The organism is Massilia sp. CT11-108 (genome assembly GCF_047302915.1).
Lineage (GTDB): Bacteria > Pseudomonadota > Gammaproteobacteria > Burkholderiales > Burkholderiaceae_D > Telluria > Telluria orientalis.
This window is the reverse complement of record NZ_JBKYMO010000083.1, coordinates 1-16,289: the sequence shown is the minus strand read 5'-3', so window position 1 is coordinate 16,289 and position 16,289 is coordinate 1. Positions and strand designations below refer to the sequence as shown.

The 16,289-nt window shown below is 64.0% G+C and carries 13 protein-coding genes and 2 tRNA genes; 6 read left to right on the top strand and 9 right to left on the bottom strand.

Translation table 11 applies throughout. The features are described from left to right. The 9 genes from ACEN88_RS09770 to ACEN88_RS09730 form a co-directional block, all read right to left on the bottom strand. Positions 1 to 77: transfer RNA gene (locus ACEN88_RS09770), tRNA-Asp, on the bottom strand. Positions 78 to 149: 72 nt separating this feature from the next. Beyond that, positions 150 to 473 carry an HU family DNA-binding protein gene (locus ACEN88_RS09765; protein WP_413339150.1) on the bottom strand — a complete coding sequence of 108 codons (324 nt, stop codon included), beginning with the start codon at positions 471 to 473 and terminating at the stop codon, positions 150 to 152. A 131-nt stretch (positions 474 to 604) separates the two neighbouring features. Beyond that, positions 605 to 3,022 (bottom strand): endopeptidase La, encoded by a 2,418-nt coding sequence (gene lon, locus ACEN88_RS09760; protein WP_413339148.1) that lies wholly within the window; start codon positions 3,020 to 3,022, stop codon positions 605 to 607. 278 nt (positions 3,023 to 3,300) lie between these two features. Continuing rightward, positions 3,301 to 4,569, bottom strand: a complete 1,269-nt coding sequence (clpX, locus tag ACEN88_RS09755; RefSeq protein WP_056129433.1) for an ATP-dependent Clp protease ATP-binding subunit ClpX — start codon at positions 4,567 to 4,569, stop codon at positions 3,301 to 3,303. 179 nt (positions 4,570 to 4,748) lie between these two features. After that, complete coding sequence (gene clpP / locus ACEN88_RS09750) at positions 4,749 to 5,366, bottom strand: ATP-dependent Clp endopeptidase proteolytic subunit ClpP (RefSeq protein ID WP_166861694.1); 618 nt, start codon at positions 5,364 to 5,366, stop codon at positions 4,749 to 4,751. 83 nt (positions 5,367 to 5,449) lie between these two features. Continuing rightward, the gene (gene tig / locus ACEN88_RS09745) at positions 5,450 to 6,790 is read right to left on the bottom strand and encodes a trigger factor (protein ID WP_413339146.1); all 1,341 of its coding nucleotides are present in this window, start codon (positions 6,788 to 6,790) and stop codon (positions 5,450 to 5,452) included. Positions 6,791 to 6,821: 31 nt separating this feature from the next. Beyond that, a tRNA-Leu gene (locus ACEN88_RS09740) sits at positions 6,822 to 6,908 on the bottom strand. A 158-nt stretch (positions 6,909 to 7,066) separates the two neighbouring features. Then, the gene (locus ACEN88_RS09735; protein WP_413339144.1) at positions 7,067 to 10,171 is read right to left on the bottom strand and encodes an efflux RND transporter permease subunit; all 3,105 of its coding nucleotides are present in this window, start codon (positions 10,169 to 10,171) and stop codon (positions 7,067 to 7,069) included. Next, positions 10,168 to 11,289 carry an efflux RND transporter periplasmic adaptor subunit gene (locus ACEN88_RS09730; protein WP_413339142.1) on the bottom strand — a complete coding sequence of 374 codons (1,122 nt, stop codon included), beginning with the start codon at positions 11,287 to 11,289 and terminating at the stop codon, positions 10,168 to 10,170. The genes ACEN88_RS09735 and ACEN88_RS09730 overlap by 4 nt, the downstream gene beginning before the upstream one ends. Before the next feature lie 120 nt (positions 11,290 to 11,409). On the opposite strand from ACEN88_RS09730, the gene hpnC reads away from it, so the two are divergent. The 6 genes from hpnC to ACEN88_RS09700 all read left to right on the top strand — a co-directional run. Further along, positions 11,410 to 12,219, top strand: coding sequence for a squalene synthase HpnC (gene hpnC, locus ACEN88_RS09725; protein WP_413339140.1), 810 nt, complete (start codon positions 11,410 to 11,412; stop codon positions 12,217 to 12,219). A 51-nt stretch (positions 12,220 to 12,270) separates the two neighbouring features. After that, positions 12,271 to 13,104, top strand: a complete 834-nt coding sequence (gene hpnD / locus ACEN88_RS09720; RefSeq protein ID WP_413339138.1) for a presqualene diphosphate synthase HpnD — start codon at positions 12,271 to 12,273, stop codon at positions 13,102 to 13,104. Continuing rightward, positions 13,091 to 14,431, top strand: coding sequence for a hydroxysqualene dehydroxylase HpnE (gene hpnE, locus ACEN88_RS09715; protein ID WP_413339136.1), 1,341 nt, complete (start codon positions 13,091 to 13,093; stop codon positions 14,429 to 14,431). Before hpnD ends, hpnE begins: the two co-directional genes overlap by 14 nt. 240 nt (positions 14,432 to 14,671) lie before the next feature. Beyond that, complete coding sequence (locus ACEN88_RS09710; RefSeq protein ID WP_413339134.1) at positions 14,672 to 14,803, top strand: hypothetical protein; 132 nt, start codon at positions 14,672 to 14,674, stop codon at positions 14,801 to 14,803. A gap of 22 nt (positions 14,804 to 14,825) precedes the next feature. Further along, positions 14,826 to 15,653 carry a DUF1700 domain-containing protein gene (locus ACEN88_RS09705; protein ID WP_413339132.1) on the top strand — a complete coding sequence of 276 codons (828 nt, stop codon included), beginning with the start codon at positions 14,826 to 14,828 and terminating at the stop codon, positions 15,651 to 15,653. Between the two features lie 6 nt (positions 15,654 to 15,659). Further along, a partial coding sequence (locus tag ACEN88_RS09700; protein WP_413339130.1) for a GIN domain-containing protein occupies positions 15,660 to 16,289 on the top strand: 630 nt, incomplete at its 3' end.

Sequence of the window (16,289 nt, the reverse complement as noted above, 5' to 3'; positions counted from 1 at the left end):
TGGCGGAGCGGACGGGGCTCGAACCCGCGACCCCCGGCGTGACAGGCCGGTATTCTAACCAACTGAACTACCGCTCCACGAAATACTGGGTGCTACTCGACTGACTGGAATCCAGCAGCGTCCTGCTGCGTGTCAGCGCAGCGGAGGCATTAGTTTACTGCATCTTTCAGTGCTTTACCAGCCTTAAATTTCGGGACCTTGGCCGCCTTGATCTTGATGGCTTCCTTCGTGCGCGGATCGCGGCCCGTGCGTGCGGCGCGCTCGCCGACGGTGAACGTGCCGAAGCCGACCAGCGTGACGCTGTCGTTGTTCTTCAGCGTGTTCGTCACAGCGTCGATCATCGCATCGAGGGCGCGCGCCGCGGAAGCTTTGGTCAGGTCCGCGGACTTCGCGATTTCTTCGATCAGTTCAGTTTTGTTCACTTTCTTCCCTCGTTGTGCGTTCTGGACACGGTATGCACGACCGGGTCGGATTGACCGTCGGCAAAAACCGCAAGGGCGTATTAAACAAGCCGACAATGCGTTGTGTCAAGTAACGCACTCGCAACAGCGCGACATAAAAAAAACGGCACCCGAAGGTGCCGCTTTCACCCTGCCCAGCAGGCTCAGTGCTTGACGACGCCGCCCTGGCCGTCGCTCGTGGCGGTCGTCACCGACGACGAGGACGCCGCTACCGCAGGCACGTCGACGATCGGTTCCGGCTGGCGTTCCAGTGCCACTTCCAGCACTTTCTCGATCCAGCGCACCGGCACGATCTCGAGCTTGTTCTTGACGTTGTCAGGAATGTCCGCGAGATCCTTCACGTTCTGCTCGGGGATCAGCACGGTCTTGATGCCGCCGCGCTGGGCCGCCAGCAGTTTTTCCTTCAGGCCGCCGATCGGCAGGACTTCGCCGCGCAGGGTAATCTCGCCCGTCATCGCCACGTCGGCGCGAACCGGGATGCCCGTGAACACCGACACCAGCGCCGTCGTCAGGCCGATACCGGCGGACGGACCGTCCTTCGGCGTCGCGCCTTCCGGCAAGTGAACGTGGATGTCGGTCTTCTCGAACACCTCGTTCTTGATGCCCAGGCGCGCCGCACGGCTGCGGACCACGGTGCGCGCGGCTTCGATCGATTCCTTCATCACGTCGCCCAGCGTACCGGTACGGATGACGGCACCTTTACCCGGCACCTGCACGGCTTCGATCGTCAGCAGGTCGCCGCCGACTTCCGTCCACGCGAGGCCCGACACCTGGCCGATCTGGTTTTCCTTCTCGGCCACGCCGAAGTCGTAGCGGCGGACACCCAGGAATTTATCCAGGTTCTTCGACGACACGATCACGCGCTTGCTGTCCTTCTTGAGCAGCAGCATCTTGACGACCTTGCGGCAGATCTTCGAGATTTCGCGCTCGACCGAACGCACACCGGCTTCGCGGGTGTAGTAGCGGATGATGTCGCGGATCGCCGCCTCGTCGACCTTGATCTCTTCATCCTTCAGGCCGTTCGCCTTGATCTGCTTCGGCAGCAGGTAGCGCTGCGCGATGCTCGTCTTCTCGTCCTCGGTGTAACCCGACAGGCGGATCACTTCCATACGGTCCAGCAGGGCCGGCGGGATGTTGAACGAGTTCGACGTCGCCACGAACATCACGTCCGACAGGTCGAAGTCCACCTCGACGTAGTGGTCCGAGAACGTGTGGTTCTGCGCCGGATCCAGCACTTCGAGCAGGGCCGACGACGGGTCGCCGCGGAAGTCCGCGCCCATCTTGTCGATCTCGTCCAGCAGGAACAGCGGGTTGCGCACGCCGACCTTCGCCAGCGACTGCAGCACCTTGCCCGGCATCGAGCCGATGTAGGTACGGCGGTGGCCGCGGATCTCGGCTTCGTCACGGACGCCGCCCAGTGCCATGCGGACGTACTTGCGGTTCGTCGCCCGGGCGATCGATTCGCCCAGCGACGTTTTACCGACGCCCGGAGGACCCACGAAGCACAGGATCGGGGCCTTCAGCTTGTCGACGCGCTGTTGCACCGCGAGGTATTCGAGGATGCGTTCCTTGATCTTGTCGAGGCCGTAGTGGTCGGCTTCCAGGACTTCCTGGGCCTTTTCCAGGTCGATCGTGACCTTGGATTTCTTTTTCCACGGCAGCGACACGAGCGTGTCGATGTAATTGCGCACGACGGTGGCTTCGGCCGACATCGGCGACATCAGCTTGAGCTTCTTGATCTCGGCCTGGGCTTTGTCCATGGCCTCCTTCGGCATCTTGGCGGCGATGACCTTCTTCTCGAGTTCCTCGATGTCGGCGCCCTCTTCGCCCTCGCCCAGTTCCTTCTGGATGGCCTTGACCTGTTCGTTCAGGTAGTACTCGCGCTGCGATTTCTCCATCTGGCGCTTGACACGGCCGCGGATGCGCTTTTCCACCTGCAGGATGTCGAGCTCGCCTTCAAGCTGGCCGAGCAGATGCTCCAGGCGCTTGGCGACGTTGAAGATTTCCAGGATGACCTGTTTCTGCTCGAGTTTCAGCGGCAGGTGGGCGGCAACGGTGTCGGCCAGGCGGCCAGCGTCGTCGATACCGGCCAGCGAAGCCAGGATCTCGGGCGGGATCTTCTTGTTCAGTTTGACGTACTGGTCGAACTGCTGGACGATCGCGCGGCGCATTGCCTCGACTTCGGAGTCGTCGCCGATTTCCGAATTGATCGGAGTCAGGTCGGCGATGAAATGACTCGGCGCGTCGTTGATGTGATTGATGCGTGCACGCTGCGCGCCTTCGACCAGCACCTTCACGGTGCCGTCCGGCAGCTTCAGCATTTGCAGAATATTGGCCACGCAGCCGATCTCGTAGATGTCTGCGGCGGAGGGTTCGTCCTTGGCAGCGGCCTTTTGGGCGGCGAGCATGATGCTCTTACCCTGTTCCATGGCAGCCTCGAGCGCCTTGATGGATTTCGGGCGGCCAACGAACAGCGGTATCACCATATGCGGGAACACCACCACGTCGCGCAGGGGCAGCAGGGGCAGCGTCATTTGCTCGGTCAATTTGGAAGTTGTCATGGCATACCTTATAGAAAGCGTGTAGACGATGTGGGAGCACACTGTCGAAACACAATACCGGCCCGGAAATATTTTCTACAAGTAAAAAAACTTTAACTTGATACGAATAATAGCCGTTTCTACAAAAGTCTTGAATTCAAATAAAAAAGCCACTTCACAGCATCGGCCGCGAGTGGCTTTTCGATTGAAGCCGTCTTTTGTTGAGATTGATTGTACCGTCTCAACTCAGCGATTCAATACCTTTGTTGTGTTTGCGCCCGGAAATTTTTCAGCTTGGTTCAATTTTCGCCTGCAGCCTTCGGCGATTCGCTGTAAATCAGCAAAGGTTTCGCGCCATTCGTGATCGTATTTTCATCGATGACGACTTTCACGACATTTTGCTGGCTCGGCAATTCATACATCACGTCGAGCAGAGCATGTTCCAGGATCGAACGGAGACCACGTGCGCCGGTCTTGCGCGCCAACGCCTTCTTGGCAATCGCGTGCAGGGCCGCCGGGCGGATTTCCAGTTCGGCGCCTTCCATATCCAGCAGTTTCGAATACTGCTTGATGAGGGCGTTTTTCGGCTCGACCAGAATCTGGATCAAAGCCTCTTCCGTGAGCTCGCTCAGGGTAGCTACGACAGGCAGACGGCCGACAAGTTCCGGAATCAGGCCGAACTTGATCAGGTCTTCCGGTTCCGCTTCCAGCAGGATGTCGCTGACGGAACGCTGCGTCTGGCTCTTGACGCTGGCCGCGAAGCCGATGCCGCTCTTTTCCGAACGGTTCTGGATGATCTTGTCCAGGCCGTCGAAAGCGCCGCCGCAGATGAACATGATGTTCGTCGTGTCGATCTGCACGAAATCCTGGTTCGGATGCTTGCGGCCGCCCTGCGGGGGCACCGACGCCATCGTGCCTTCGATCAGCTTCAGCAGCGCCTGCTGCACGCCCTCGCCCGACACGTCGCGGGTGATGGACGGGTTGTCGGACTTGCGCGAAATCTTGTCGATCTCGTCGATGTAGACGATGCCGCGCTGGGCTTTCTCGACTTCGTAGTTACAGCTCTGCAGCAGCTTCTGGATGATGTTCTCGACGTCCTCGCCGACATAGCCGGCTTCCGTCAGCGTGGTCGCGTCGGCGATCACGAACGGGACGTTCAGCATGCGCGCCAGGGTCTGGGCCAGCAGGGTTTTACCGGAACCGGTCGGGCCGACGAGCAGGATGTTGCTCTTGGCCAGTTCGACGTCGTCCTTCTTGCCCAGGTGCTTCAGGCGCTTGTAATGGTTGTAGACCGCCACCGACAGGATGCGCTTCGCCGTCTGCTGGCCGATGACATATTGATCGAGCAGTTCGGCGATCTCGTGCGGAGTCGGCAGGTCGGACTTGGCGCCCGCCACCGATTCGACGTTCGAGGTCTCGTCGCGGATGATGTCATTGCACAGGTCAATGCACTCGTCGCAGATGAAGACCGAAGGTCCTGCGATGAGCTTCTTGACCTCGTGCTGGCTCTTGCCGCAGAACGAGCAGTACAGGAGTTTTTCGCCGCTAGAGGATTTTTTGTCTGACATGGGGCAGGTTTCAGTTGAATTGCTATGAATATAACGCTAATACGAGGGCGCAACAAGTGCACACGACACCATGCTACCCGATTTGAAAACAAAACGCCCGAAGCGCTGTCGCGTCCGGGCGTATTTGAGCAACAGTTGTCGAGTGCACCACGCGATCTCGAAAACCGCGCGGTTTACCCTCAGCCGCGGTTCGTCAGAACCTTGTCGATGAGACCATATTCCACGGCCTCTTCGCTCGACATGAAACGGTCGCGATCGGTATCCTTGTGGATCTGTTCGATCGTCTGGCCGGTGTTGTCCGCCATGATGCGGGCAAGGCGTTCACGCAGGTACAGGATTTCCTTGGCCTGGATCTCGATGTCCGACGCCATGCCCTGCGAGCCACCGGACGGCTGGTGGATCATGACACGCGAGTTCGGCAGCGAGAAGCGCTTGCCCTTGGCGCCGGCGGCCAGCAGGAACGCGCCCATCGAGGCGGCCAGGCCGGTGCACAGCGTCGACACGTCGGGCTTGATGAAGTTCATCGTGTCGAAGATGGCGAGGCCAGCCGACACGGAACCACCCGGCGAGTTGATGTACAGCGAGATGTCCTTGTCCGGATTCTCGCTTTCCAGGAACAGCAGCTGGGCCACGATGAGGTTGGCCATCTGGTCGTTGACAGGACCGACCAGGAAAATCACGCGCTCCTTCAGCAGGCGCGAGTAGATGTCGTAGGCGCGCTCGCCGCGGCCGCTCTGCTCGATCACCATCGGCACGAGGCCGAGGGCTTGGGTATCCAATGCCGGATTACGATTCATACCTGTCAATTCCTTTGTAAAAGTTACGAAGCCGCACTATCTCAGATTTCTCAGGAGAATGTCGTACGGCTTTATCAAGGAAGTTAAGCCTGAGCAGCGCTTCCCATCAGCTCGTCAAAGGCGATGTCCTTGGTCGTCACCTTTGCCTTGCCGAGCACATAGTTAACGACGTTTTCTTCCAATACAAGAGCTTCCACTTCGCCCAGGCGGCGACGGTCGCTGTAGTAGTACTTCAGGACTTCCTTCGGATCTTCGTAGCTCTGCGAGAAGTCTTCGATCTGGGCCTTCACCTGCTCTTGCGTGGCTTGCAGGTTATTCTCCGAGACCAGCTGCGACAGGATCAGGCCCAGGCGCACGCGGCGCTCGGCCTTGGTGGCGAACAGGTCGGCCGGGAACGGCAGGCTCTGCACGTCCATGCCGCGCTGGGCCATGTCCTGGCGGGTCTGCTCGGCCAGGCGCTGCGAATCCTGCTCGATCATGACCTTCGGCACGTCCATTTCGGTGTGCTTGACCAGGGCGTCCATCACGGCTTCCTTGTTGCGCGCCTTGATGCGGGCGTTGACTTCACGCTCCAGGTTGACCTTGATGTCTTCGCGCATTTTCTCGACGCTGCCGTCTTCGATGCCCAGCGTCTTGGCGAACTCGGCGTCGACTTCCGGCAGGTGCGCCCATTCCAGCTTCTTCAGCGTGATGGTGAACTCGGCGGTTTTGCCGGCCACGTCCTTGCCATGGTAGTCTTCCGGGAAGGCCAGCGGGAAGGTCTTCGACTCGCCCACTTTCAGGCCGACGGTCGCGGCTTCGAACTCCGGCAGCATGCGGCCTTCGCCCAGCACGAATGCATAGTCTTCGGCTTTACCGCCCGGGAATTCGACGCCGTCGATGACGCCGACGAAGTCGACGGTCACGCGGTCGCCGTTCGCTGCGACCGGCTCGCCGCCATCGCCATGCTCACCGGCTTCGCCCTTGGTGTGGTAGTGCACGCGCTGCTTGCGCAGGATGTCGATGGTCTTGTCGATCTCGGCATCGGTCACGTCGGTCTTGACGGTCTCGATCTCGATCCCCTCCAGGCCCGGCAGCGACACTTCCGGATACACTTCGAAGGTCGCGTCGAAGGCGAGCATGCCTTCCGGTGCGTCCTGCTTCGGCTCGATTTTCGGCATGCCGGCAACGCGCAGCTGCGCTTCGTCCGCGGCACTGCTGAACGCCTGGCCGACTTTGTCGTTCAACACGTCGGATTCGATCTGGTAGCCGTACTGCGCAGCGACCATCTTCAGCGGCACCTTGCCCGGACGGAAGCCCGGAGCACGAGCGGTCTTGGCCTGCTTCTTGAGGCGCTTTTCAACTTCCGTACGTACGTCGCTCAGCGGAAAAGAGATCGTCAAGCGACGCTCGAGTTTACCCAGGTTTTCGACTGCAGTTGCCATTGTAAAAATCGTCCAAAAAAATAATTGTTCGTGGTGCGAGGAAGGGGACTCGAACCCCTACACCATTGCTGGCGTCAGGACCTAAACCTGGTGCGTCTACCAATTTCGCCATCCTCGCGCAGGATTGCTGATCTTGCCACAAAAACAAAGGGCGCCCGACAATGAAACCGGCCGCCCTGAATCCAATGTCTAGGGGCTACAACTTCAACCCGATATTTTACTGGATTTTCTGACACCATTGGGCAGATTTTAAATCGTATCAAATCGCCCGATATTTCAAGGATTTACGACCGCCACCCGGGTGTGCACCGGCCGCTTTACCCGGAACCATGCGGCATACAGCGCCGGCAGGAACAACAGCGTGAGCGCCGTGGCGACCAATAATCCGCCCATGATCGCGATCGCCATCGGGCCCCAGAACACGGAACGGGACAGCGGGATCATCGCGAGCGCCGCCGCGGCCGCCGTCAGCAGGATCGGCCGGCACCGCCGCACGGCGCTTTCCACGATCGCTTCCCACGCCGGGTGCCCGGCCGCGATGTCCTTTTCGATCTGGTCGACGAGGATCACGGAATTGCGCACCACCATGCCGAACAGCGCGATCACGCCGAGGTTGGCCACGAAGCCGAACGGCGCGTTGAACAGCAGCAGCCCCATCGCGGCACCCGCGATGCCCAGCGGCCCGGTGAGGAAGACCATCACGGACCGCGAGAAGCTGTGCAGCTGCAGCATCAGCAGGGTGAACACGATGAACAGCACCAGCGGGACGTTCGCCGAAATGGAGTCTTCCGCCGTCGAACTGTTCGCGGCCGCGCCTTCGAGCTTGATCCGGTAGCCGGCCGGCAGCTTCGCGCGCAGCGCGTCCAGTTTCGCATTGACCTGGTCGGACACGGTCGGTCCCTGCACGCCGTCGACGACGTCCGACTGGACCATGATCGCCCACTCGCGCCCGTAGCGCTGCACGACACCCGGCTCCCACACGAATTCGATGCGCGCCAGCTGCGACAGCGGCACGGCCCTGCCGGACGGCGTCGGCACGTTCGTATTGGCGAGCACGGACATGTTCGAGCGCTCGTCCAGCGGCTGGCGCACGACGATGTCGATCAGTCGGTTGCTTTCCCGGAACTGGCCCACCGTCGTTCCCGACAGGAGTGTCGCGATCGTGCGGCGCACGGTCTGCGAGGTCACGCCCAGCGCGCGCATCTTGTCCTGGTCCAGTTCCAGCCGCAGCACTTTCACGGACTCGTTCCAGTTGTCGTTCACGCCCACCGTGTTCGGGTTGGCGATCATGATCTCCTTCACCTGGTCGGCGACCTTGCGCACGACGCCGATGTCCGGCCCCATCACCTGGAACTGCACGGGGTACGGCACCGGCGGCCCGTTCGGCAGCAGTTTGACGCGGCCGCGCACTTCGGGAAAATCCGACTTGAACCTGTCCTCGATCTTGCGCTTGAGGGCGTCGCGCTGATGGACGTTCTTCGGCAGCACGACGAATTGCGACACGTTCGACGCCGGGAAGATCTGGTCCAGCGGCAGGTAGAAGCGCGGGCTGCCCGTGCCGATGTACGACGTCACGCTGTCCGTTTCCGGCTGCGCGCGGGCGAATGCTTCGAACTTCTTGGCCAGCGCCTCGTTGACGGCAAAGCTCGTGCCCTCCGGCGCCCACATCTCGACCATCAGTTCGGGGCGGCTCGAATCGGGAAAGAACTGCTTCTCGATGAACTTGAAGCCGAACACGCCGAGGAAGAACACGGCGAGCGACAGCACGATCGTCGTCTTGCGCCATTCCACGCAGCGGTCGACGAGACGGCGGAAGCGCTGGTACATCGGCGTGTCGAACACGTCATGGTGCCCGTCGCCGTGAGGTTTTACCCGCAGGAGGATGAAACCGATGTAGGGCGTGAACGTGACGGCGACGACCCACGACACGAGCAGCGCGATCGCGTTCACGGAAAACATCGAGAACGTGTACTCGCCGGCCGCCGATTTCGCGAGGCCGATCGGCAGGAATCCCGCCGCCGTGATCAGGGTCCCCGTGAGCATGGGGAACGCGGTCGACGTGTACGCGAACGTGGCCGCGTCGAAGCGCGACATGCCCTCCTCCATCTTCCGCACCATCATCTCCACGGCGATGATGGCGTCGTCCACCAGCAGGCCCAGCGCGATGATCAGCGCGCCCAGCGAGATCTTGTGCAGCGAAATGTCGAACACGCGCATGAACAGGAACGTAATCGCCAGCACGAGGGGAATCGTCAGCGCGACGACGAGGCCGGGGCGCACGTCCAGGCGCAGCTTCGGCTTCGTATGCAGGCCCAGCGCGACGAACGACACGACCAGAACGACGACGACGGCCTCGATCAGGCTGTGCATGAATTCGCTGACGGACGCCGTGACGGCCGCGGGCTGGTTCGACACGCGCTCCAGTTCGATGCCGACGGGGAGCTGGCGCCGGATGCGTTCGACCGTCTGTTCCAGGCCCTTGCCCAGCTCGATGATATTGCCGCCCTTCTCCATCGACACGCCCAGGCCTATCACGTCCTTGCCGTTGAAGCGCATCTTGTCGTGCGGCGGATCCTCGTACGCGCGCTCGACTCTTGCGAAATCGCCGAGGCGGAACGTCGTGTTCCCCGCGCGCAGGCTCAGGTCCTCGAGCTGCTTGACGGTCTTCAGGCCGCCGGTCACGCGCACCTGCAGGTTTTCCAGCGGCGTCACGAGCACGCCGGCCGATTCGATGCCGTTCTGCGTGGCGATCTGGTTCACGATCTGCTCGAACGGGATGCCCAGCTGCGCGAACTTCTGCTGCGAGAACAGGATGTTGACTTTTTCCTGCTGCACGCCGAACTGCTCGACCTTCGACACGAGCGGCACGGCGAGCAGCTGCTGGCGCACGAAATCGGCGTAGTCGCGCATCTCGGCATAGGTAAAACCGTCGCCCGACAGCGCGAAGATGGAGCCGTACGTGTCGCCGAATTCGTCGTTGAAAAACGGCCCGATCACGCCGGGCGGCAGGGTCCCCGCGATGTCGCCGACCTTCTTGCGCACCTGGTACCAGACGCCCTGCACCTCCGCCGGCGGCGTGGATTCCTTCAGTTCGATGATGATCGTCGTCTCGCCCGGCTTGGAAAAGCTGCGCAGCTTGTCGATGTGCGGCGTCTCCTGCAGCTTCTGTTCGAGCTTGTCCGCCACCTGCTGGGCCATCTGCACGGACGTGGCGCCGGGCCAGTACGCGGTCATGACCATCACGCGGAAGGTGAACGGCGGGTCCTCGTCCTGGCCCAGTTTGCCGTAGCTGATGATGCCGCCGATGAGCAGCGCGGCGATCAGGTAGCGGGTCAGCGGGATGTTTTCCAGCGCCCAGCGCGACAGGTTGAAGCCTCTCATTTAGGGGCCCCGTTCGCTTCCACCTCCGCATCGCCGCGGCGCGCGACGTCCGCCGTCAGCACCTTCACTTTCTGGCCTGGTTTCAGCAGATGCACGCCGGCCGTGACGACCGTCTGGCCCGGCTTCACGCCGCCCGCGAGCACCACGTCGTTGCCGGAGACGCCGCCGACCTGCACGGGCACGAGGTGCACGGCGCCGTTCTCGATCACCCACACCGACGTCGCGCCCTTGTTCTGGTACAGCGCGGACAGCGGCACCTTGATCGCGGCACCCGTGTTCGCATGCGCCAGCTGGACGACGGCCGTCATGCCGAGGCGGATGTCTTCCTGCGCCGGGATCGCCACTTTCACGGTGTACGTGCGCGTGGCGGGATCGGCCACCGGCGCCACTTCGCGGATCTTGCCCGGAATGCCGCGGTCCGGATCCGCCCACAGCCGGACCTTTACTGTGCTCACCTTGCGCAGCTCGTCGACCTGATCTTCCGGCACGCCGATCACCACTTCCTTCTCGTCCGTCCGCGCCACGCGCACGACCGGGGTGCCGGCCTGCACGACCTGGCCCACTTCCGCATCGATGCCCGTCACGACGCCGTCCGTGTCGGAAACGAGGTTCGCATAACCCGTCTGGTTGGCCTGCTCGCTCGACGCGGCGCGCGCCGCTTCCACGTTCGCCTGCGCCGAACGCGCGGCCGCCACTTTCTGGTCGAGCACCGCCTGGCTGACGAAGTTCTGGCTGCGCAGGTCCTGGTAGCGCTTCAGGTCCGCGCGCGCCAGCTCGTACGTCGTTTGCGCCGCGCGCAGGTTCGCCTGGGCCTGGGCCTGGCCGAGCCGGAGGTCCTGCGGATCGAGCTGCATCAGCACCTGGCCGCGCTTGACGACCGTGCCCACGTCCACCTTGCGGGCGCTGATCTTGCCCCCGACGCGGAAACCGAGGCGGGATTCGTAACGGGGCCGGACGTCGCCGGAAAACTCCGCCGACGAGCCGACCGTGCCCGTCGCGAGCGTGAGGGCACGCACGGGGCGTACGTCTTCGGCGGGGGTGTCGTTACGGGAGCAGCCTGCCAGCGATACGGCGGCCAGGACCAGGGTCAAAGGAATGGCGAACGAAAAAGCACGCATTGGTTTCCTCATGGCGGCCCGGCCGGGACGGCGAGGCACTGTCGTGGATTTAACCTAGCAATTATAATCATGCAATTAACGCCAGTAAATGACTTTAGAGTCAGCAATCTACAGAGTCGCATGGCCGTCGACCATTACGAAAACTTCCCTGTCGCGTCGATCCTCCTCCCCCGCCGCCTCGTGCCCGCGGTGGAGGCGATCTATGCGTTCGCCCGCAGCGCCGACGACCTCGCCGACGAGGGCGACGCCACCCCGGCCGAACGCCTGGCCGCCCTGCAGGCGTACGAGGCGGCGCTGGACGCCATCGCGGCCGGCAAGCCCCCGGCCGAGCCCATGTTCCAGCGCCTCGCCGCCGTGCTGGCGGAATACAGGCTGCCCCTGCAGCCGCTGCGCGACCTGCTCTCGGCCTTCAAGCAGGACGTCGTCACGACGCGCTACCCGGATTTCCCGCACCTGCTGGATTACTGCCGGCGCTCCGCCGATCCCGTCGGGCGCCTGATGCTGGGGCTGTACGGCGTGGACGACGCGACGAGCCTGCGCGAGTCGGACGCCGTCTGCACGTCGCTCCAGTTGATCAACTTCTGGCAGGACGTCGCCATCGACATCGCCAAGGGCCGCATTTACCTGCCTCTGGACGATCTCGTTCGCTTCGGCGTGACCCAGGACGTCATCGAGGAGGGCCGCATGAACCCCGCCTGGCGCGCGCTGATGCGCTTCGAGGTGGACCGGGCGCGCGCACTGATGCTGGAAGGCGCGCCGCTCGCCACGCGCCTGCCGGGCCGCATCGGCTGGGAGTTGCGCATGGTCGTCCAGGGCGGCCTGCGCATCCTGGAAGCGATCGAACGCGTGGATTACGACGTGTTCCGGCGCCGTCCGCGCCTGAAACGCCTCGACTGGCTCACGGTAGGCTGGCGCGCACTACGTATGTAACGCCTCATCGGCTAAGATAGCGGACTTGCTCCGCGCAATAACAACCTAATTATGTCCCCCGACGAATACTGCCAACAAAAGACCGCGCAAAGCGGCTCCAGCTTCTACTACAGCTTCCTGTTCCTGCCGCCCGAGCGGCGCCGGGCGATCACGGCGCTGTACGCGTTCTGCCGGGAAGTCGACGACACGGTCGACGAAGCCACCGACCAGTCGGTCGCGCGCATCAAGCTGGCATGGTGGCGCAACGAGGTCGCGCAGATGTATTCGGGCACGCCCACGCATCCCGTGATGCTGGCGCTGAAGCCGCACATCCAGCCGTACGACCTGAAACAGGAACACCTGCAGGCCATCATCGACGGCATGGAAATGGACCTCGACCAGTCGCGCTACCTCGACTACCCGAACCTGAAGAAATACTGCTGGCACGTGGCGGGCGTCGTCGGGATCCTGTCGGCCAGCATCTTCGGCGTGACCAATCCGCAGACCTTGAAGTACGCGGAGACGCTGGGCCTCGCGTTCCAGCTCACGAACATCATCCGCGACGTGGGCGAGGATGCGCGCAAGGGCCGCATCTACCTGCCGGTCAACGAACTGCAGCAGTTTGGCGTGACGGCGGCCGACCTGCTGAACGCGCGCCACAGCGAGAAGTTCGAAGCGCTGATGACATTCCAGGCCGCCCGCGCGCAACAGCTGTACGACGACGCGTTCGCGCTGCTGCCGCAGGAAGACCGGCGCGCGCAGCGCCCCGGCCTCATGATGGCCGCCATCTACCGCACGCTGCTCGACGAGATCGAGCGCGACGGTTTCCACGTCCTCACCCAGAAGATCTCCCTGACGCCGCTGCGCAAGCTGTGGCTCGCGTGGAAGACGTATGTCCGCGGTTGAGAAACGGCAGGTCGCGGTCGTCGGCGGCGGCTGGGCGGGATGCGCGGCGGCCGTCGCGTTGCTGGAAGCGGGCTGCGGCGTGACCCTGTTCGAAGCCGCACGCACGCTGGGCGGCCGCGCCCGCGCGATCGAGACGAACGGGCGCCTGCTCGACAACGGCCAGCACATCATGCTGGGCGCCTATGCGGATACGTTGCGCCTGATGCGCCGCGTGGGCGTCGACCCGAAACAGGCGTTGTTGCGGCTGCCGCTGCAGATGCGCTACCCGGCGGGCGGCGACGGCATGGACTTCGTCACCCCGCGCCTGCCCGCGCCCCTGCACATGCTCGTCGCGCTGCTGCGCGCCCGTGGCCTGGACCGCGCCGACAAGCTGGCCCTCGCCCGCTTCACGACGACCGCGCGCTGGATGGGCTGGCAGTTGCACAACGATTGCAGCGTGGCGGAACTCCTGGTCCGCTACGACCAGACCGAACGCCTGAATCGCCTGATGTGGCGCCCGCTGTGCCTCGCGGCGCTGAACACGCCGCCCGAACGCGCGTCCGCCCAGGTGTTCCTGGCCGTGCTGCGCGACAGCCTGGGCGCAAAGCGGGCCGCGTCCGACATGCTGATCCCGCGCGTGCTGCTGGACGCCCTGTTCCCGCAAGCGGCGCGCCGCTACCTGGAAAGCCGCGGCGCCGCCGTGCACACGGGCCGCCGCATCGATGCGCTGGGCCCCGACGGCGGCACGTGGAGCGTGCACGCGGGCGCCGACGTGCAGACGTTCGACGCCGTCGTGCTGGCGGCCCCACCGTGGCAGGCGGCGGCACTGCTGCGGCCTCTCGACGGCACCGCCGGCATCGTCTCCCGACTCGATGCGCTGGCCTATGAACCGATCGCCACTGTGTACCTGCAATACGCGGCCGGGGTCCGCCTGCCGCTGCCGTTCTGCGCGCTGGCCGATGCGCCGCATGACAACCGGTGGGGCCAGTTCGTGTTCGACCGCGGCCAGCTCGATCCCGGCCAGGACGGTCTGTTGGCCGTCGTGATCAGCGGCGCGGATCCGGCCGCAGACATCGGCCAGGACGCACTGGCGGCCAGCGGCGCCGCCCAACTGGCCGCTGCATTCGCGCAGCCGGGGCTTGCGACGCCGCAGTGGAGCCGCGTGATCACGGAGAAGCGCGCCACGTTCGCGTGCTCCCCCGCGCTGGACCGCCCGGCCAACGCCACGGACTTGCCCGGCCTCGCGCTGGCGGGCGACTACACGGCCTGCGACTATCCCGCCACGCTGGAGGCGGCGGTGCGCAGCGGGATGGCCGCAGCCAATGTCATGACAGGAGTCGGACGATGAGCGGCCAGTCGCCCGCAGCCTCGAGACCGTCATCCCCGCGCAGGCGGGGATCCAGGTTCTGCGTCCAGGGCCGACGAAATCGGGTTCCCGCCTGCGCGGGAACGACGAGCTGGGGCAGCCGGTCATCCCGCCTGATCGCACCCTGCCCCGCATTTTCCGCAGCCTGTCGCACCCCGGTGGCGCACGCCGTCCCGGATCCGTACAGTAGCAACATCGAAACGAGTGTTAGCGGAAATGCAAATGAACATCCATCTCGGCGTACGTACCCTTGCCCTGCTGGCCGTCGTGGCGGCCGCGACGATCGCCCTGGTGCACGCGGGCGGGGCCCCCGATCCGGCACTGAACGCCATGCTATTGCTTGGCCGAAATTAATACCGCCCTGTCAGGAGCAACGATGGGCAAACTGGAATACCTCGAGGCGCTCAAGCGGGCCATGCTGGGCCTGCCACCCGACGTCCAGGCCAGGACACTGGCCTATTACGAGCAGCGCTTCGTCGACGGCGTCGCTGCCGGACGGGGCGAGCCGGACGTGGCGCGCGAGCTCGACGATCCGACGAAGATCGCCATGACCCTGCGCGCGAGCGTCCACCTGAACGCGTTCACGGGGAAGAAGAACCCGGCGAATGAATTCACCGAGAAGCGGAACCCGGCCAACGTGCTGCGCGTCGCGGTGTCCGCCGTCGGCCTGGCCATCTTCAACCTGTTCATGATCGTGCCCGCGATGGTCTACTCCGCGCTGCTGTTCGCCCTGTACGTGTGCGCGCTGACGTTCTACCTCGCCGGCGTCGCGACGACCGCGAGCGGCCTGGCCGGCGCCAACGAACTCGTACTGGACTGGCCGAGCCGCTTCGTCACCATCGACGACGACGGGCGCGGGCGCCAGATGCGCATCGAGATCGGCAGCCACGGCATCAACGTCACGCAGGAACGCCCGCAGGTCGCGGACCCGCTGCCGCCCGCCGACCCGGACGCCGAGGCCGACCGGAGCAGCCGTCTCGAACGCTCGCGCGCCATGCGCAGCGCCGAGGCGCTCGCGGACAGCACGGTGCGCATCAGCACGGAGATGGACGCGGAATCGCGCACGACGCAGACGCTGTTCGGCTTCGGCCTCGTGCTGGGCGGGATCGCGCTGTTCCTGCTGTCCCTCGTGATCACGCGCTATACCTTCATCGGCCTGAAGCGCTACCTCCAGATGAACCGTTCCCTGCTCAAGGGGAGCTGAGCCACCATGCGCGCATTACTCAAAGTGGGCTTCACCCTGCTCCTCATCGCCTTCCTGCTGATCGGCGTCTCGTACAGCATGCTGCGCGCCCACGGTACGAACGGCCCATCGAACCCGGGCAGCCGCCTGCTCACCACCGAGCGCCGCACGCTAGCCCAGCCGGTTGCCAAGGTCGACCTGTCCGGCCCCGTCAACCTCACGCTGCGCCAGGGCCCGACGCCATCGCTGGAAGTCCGGGGCGAGCAGCGCCTGCTGGCCAACATCGACACGACCGTCGACGGCGACATGCTGCACATCGGCCCGCGCGGCATCCTGCTGCGCCACCGGACGCCGATCGAGGTGACGGTCACCCTGCCGTCGCTGGAATCCCTCAGCATCAACGGCAACGGCGAACACACCGTGAGCGGCTTCGCAGGCGACCATCTCGACGTCGCGCTCGACGGTTCCGGCCGCATGCGCTTCAACGGCCGCTACCGCGAGATCATGGCGGCGATCCACGGCAGCGGAGACATGGAACTGACGGGCGGCACGAGCGACACGGTGGATGCCGCCGTCATCGGCAGCGGCCGCCTCACGCTCGTCGGTTCGACGCGCGCGCTGCACGCGGAGCTGCGCGGGTCCGGCGACCTGGATGCG